General features: G+C 67.4%; 4 protein-coding genes. 2 read left to right on the top strand and 2 right to left on the bottom strand.

The window, feature by feature from the left end; all coding sequences use genetic code 11:
- Together FJ934_RS27735 and FJ934_RS27730 are read left to right on the top strand one after the other, a co-directional pair.
- A partial coding sequence (locus tag FJ934_RS27735; protein ID WP_246671663.1) for an ATP-binding cassette domain-containing protein occupies positions 1-868 on the top strand: 868 nt, incomplete at its 5' end.
- Positions 865-1,836: an ABC transporter permease gene (locus tag FJ934_RS27730; protein WP_140613576.1), complete on the top strand. Its 972-nt coding sequence runs from the start codon at positions 865-867 to the stop codon at positions 1,834-1,836. The genes FJ934_RS27735 and FJ934_RS27730, both read left to right, overlap by 4 nt.
- Before the next feature lie 240 nt (positions 1,837-2,076).
- Here FJ934_RS27730 and FJ934_RS27720 read toward each other — a convergent pair whose 3' ends face one another.
- Complete coding sequence (locus FJ934_RS27720; protein WP_140613576.1) at positions 2,077-3,048, bottom strand: ABC transporter permease; 972 nt, start codon at positions 3,046-3,048, stop codon at positions 2,077-2,079.
- Positions 3,045-3,912 (bottom strand): ATP-binding cassette domain-containing protein (locus FJ934_RS27715; protein ID WP_246671663.1); only part of this gene is annotated, 868 nt, incomplete at its 5' end. The genes FJ934_RS27720 and FJ934_RS27715, both read right to left, overlap by 4 nt.

Raw genomic sequence — 3,912 nt, 5'->3', positions numbered from 1 at the left:
GATCGGCAATGCCGAGTTCGCGCACCCAGGCGCGGAACGGCTCGATAGGCGTGCCGGTGAGCCGCAGATTGGACAGCGCGTCGGCACCAAGCTCAGCGACGTCTCCTTCGATCTCGCCGATGGCGAGGTGGCCGGCGTCGTGGCACTGGAAGGCCAGGGCCAGGACGAATTGTTCGCAGCCCTTGCCGGCTCGATCAAGCCATCTGGCGGCACGATCGAGGTCGACGGCCAGCCGGCGAAGTTTTCTCACCCCATCGACGCCATCCGTGCCGGCATCGCCTATGTGCCGGGCGATCGTTCCGAGGCGCTCGCCATGCAGCGTTCGGTGCGCGAGAACATCGCCCTTCCCTTCAGTGCGGCTCTTCGCAACTGGGGGCCTATTCGTATGCGCAGGGAGCGCGCCACGGTACTCAGCGCCATCCAGCGGCTGCAGATCGACACCCGTGCGCAAGGCGAGGTGCAGCGCCTGTCCGGCGGCAACCAGCAGAAGGTGACGATCGCCCGCTGGATCGCCGCCGATGCCCGCACCATCCTGTGCTTCGACCCGACGCGCGGCATCGACGTCGGCACCAAGCAGGAGATCTATAAATTGCTGCGCGAGCTCGCCGGCCACGGCAAGTCGGTGCTGTTCTATACGTCCGAACTGGAAGAGGTGCAGCGCGTCTGCGACCGCGTCATCGTCATCTTCGGCGGTCGCCTCGTCGACATCTTCCCGGTCGAGGAGGCCGACGAGCCGGCGCTGATGCGCGCCGCCTACGGCCTGCCGCGCGGCGCCAAGGCCGATATCGGCATTCTGGCCGATCCCTCGGCGAATCCATCGGATTCGACGTCGGGAAATGCCTCCGATACGCCGGAGGCCGCGCCATGAGCCATTTCCTGCGCCGTCAGGGCTGGGTGATTGGCCTGTTGGCCCTGCTGATCGTTCTGTTCATTGTCACCAAGCTGATCCAGCCGGGCTATGGCAGCGGCGATTTCGGCTCGCTGGCGCGCGCCGTCTTGCCCTATGCTTTCGCTGTCGCCGCGCAGACCGTGGTTGTCATCGCCGGCGGCATCGATCTGTCGGTCGCCGCCATGATGGCGCTGACCAGCGTCACCGCCGCCTCGATGATGGCGGGCGCATCGGAAGAATACGCGCTGTTCGTCGTGTCCTTCGTGCTCGCCATGGGCTTCGTGCTCGGCGCGCTCAATGGCCTGCTCATCGTCGTCACCCGCGTGCCCGACATCGTCGTCACCCTCGCGATGCTCTTCGTGCTGCAGGGTGCCGCCCTCCTGGTGCTCGAAGCGCCCGGCGGCGCGGCCGCCGAGTGGCTGAAGGCGCTGATCTCGGGCACCGTGCCGATACCGGGCCTGCCCGACGCCATCGACGCCGGGGTCCCGAAGGCGCTGCCGGTGCTGATCGTCTGCCTCGCGATCATCTGGATACCGCTCAGGCGCTCGCGCCTTGGCCTGTCCATCTACGCCATCGGCTCCAGCGAACTGGCGGCGTTCCGCAGCGGCGTACCGGTCAAGCGCACTCGCATCATCGCCTATGCGCTGTCGGGCCTGTTCGCCGCCTTCGGCGGACTGGCGCTGACCATGAGCACCGGCATCGGCGCCCCCATCCCCGGCCCTTATCTCCTGGCCAGCGTCGCGGCCGTGGTGCTGGGCGGCGTGGCGCTCGGCGGCGGCAAGGGCGGCCTGCTCGGCCCCATCGTCGCCGTCTTCGTGCTGCGCCTGGTGCGCACCGACCTGACGCTACTCGCCATCGACCCCAACGTCACCGCCATCATCGAAGGCCTGATCATGGTCGCCGTGGTGATGTTCGGGGCGTTCATCACGATGCGGGGGCGGCAATGATGAAGGGTGTGATGCTGGCAAATGAGCGTGGCGATCCTTCGCGCCCCCCTCTGTCCTGCCGGACATCTCCCCCGCTTGGGGGGAGATCAGCTGTCATCGCGGCTTTCGTCAATTGTCCACATTGCAAGATTGAGCGGAGCGCCGAAGCTGCCAATCTCCCCCCTGGTGGGGGAGATGTCCGGCAGGACAGAGGGGGGCGCGAAGGATCGCCACGCTCATTTGCCAGCATCACACCCTTCATCATTGCCGCCCCCGCATCGTGATGAACGCCCCGAACATCACCACGGCGACCATGATCAGGCCTTCGATGATGGCGGTGACGTTGGGGTCGATGGCGAGTAGCGTCAGGTCGGTGCGCACCAGGCGCAGCACGAAGACGGCGACGATGGGGCCGAGCAGGCCGCCCTTGCCGCCGCCGAGCGCCACGCCGCCCAGCACCACGGCCGCGACGCTGGCCAGGAGATAAGGGCCGGGGATGGGGGCGCCGATGCCGGTGCTCATGGTCAGCGCCAGTCCGCCGAAGGCGGCGAACAGGCCCGACAGCGCATAGGCGATGATGCGAGTGCGCTTGACCGGTACGCCGCTGCGGAACGCCGCCAGTTCGCTGGAGCCGATGGCGTAGATGGACAGGCCAAGGCGCGAGCGCCTGAGCGGTATCCAGATGATCGCGAGGCAGACGATCAGCACCGGCAGCGCCTTCGGGACCCCGGCGTCGATGGCGTCGGGCAGGCCCGGTATCGGCACGGTGCCCGAGATCAGCGCCTTCAGCCACTCGGCGGCCGCGCCGCCGGGCGCTTCGAGCACCAGGAGGGCGGCACCCTGCAGCACGAAGAGCATCGCGAGGGTGACGACGATGTCGGGCACGCGGGTGACGACGATGAGCAGGCCATTGAGCGCGCCGAGCACGAAGCCCATGGCGAGCACGAAGGACACGACGAACAGCGCGTATTCTTCCGATGCGCCCGCCATCATCGAGGCGGCGGTGACGCTGGTCAGCGCCATCATGGCGGCGACCGACAGATCGATGCCGCCGGCGATGACAACCACGGTCTGCGCGGCGACAGCGAAAGCATAGGGCAAGACGGCGCGCGCCAGCGAGCCGAAATCGCCGCTGCCATAGCCCGGCTGGATCAGCTTGGTGACAATGAACAGAACGATCAGCAGGGCCAACAGGCCAATCACCCAGCCCTGACGGCGCAGGAAATGGCTCATGGCGCGGCCTCCGGCGTATCGGAGGCATTTCCCGACGTCGAATCCGATGGATTCGCCGAGGGATCGGCCAGAATGCCGATATCGGCCTTGGCGCCGCGCGGCAGGCCGTAGGCGGCGCGCATCAGCGCCGGCTCGTCGGCCTCCTCGACCGGGAAGATGTCGACGAGGCGACCGCCGAAGATGACGATGACGCGGTCGCAGACGCGCTGCACCTCTTCCAGTTCGGACGTATAGAACAGCACCGACTTGCCGTGGCCGGCGAGCTCGCGCAGCAATTTATAGATCTCCTGCTTGGTGCCGACGTCGATGCCGCGCGTCGGGTCGAAGCACAGGATGGTGCGGGCATCGGCGGCGATCCAGCGGGCGATCGTCACCTTCTGCTGGTTGCCGCCGGACAGGCGCTGCACCTCGCCTTGCGCACGGGTGTCGATCTGCAGCCGCTGGATGGCGCTGAGTACCGTGGCGCGCTCCCTGCGCATACGAATAGGCCCCCAGTTGCGAAGAGCCGCACTGAAGGGAAGGGCGATGTTCTCGCGCACCGAACGCTGCATGGCGAGCGCCTCGGAACGATCGCCCGGCACATAGGCGATGCCGGCACGGATGGCGTCGATGGGGTGAGAAAACTTCGCCGGCTGGCCGTCGACCTCGATCGTGCCGCCAGATGGCTTGATCGAGCCGGCAAGGGCTGCGAACAATTCGTCCTGGCCCTGGCCTTCCAGTGCCACGACGCCGGCCACCTCGCCATCGGCGAGATCGAAGGAGACGTCGCTGAGCTTGGTGCCGACGCGCTGTCCAATCTGCGGCTCACCGGCACGCCTATCGAGCCGTTCCGCGCCTGGGTGCGCGAACTCGGCATTGCCGATC

This window comes from Mesorhizobium sp. B2-4-12, assembly GCF_006441575.1.
Lineage (GTDB): Bacteria > Pseudomonadota > Alphaproteobacteria > Rhizobiales > Rhizobiaceae > Mesorhizobium.
The sequence above is the reverse complement of the archived record's forward strand: the minus strand, read 5'-3'. Positions and strand labels throughout refer to the sequence as shown.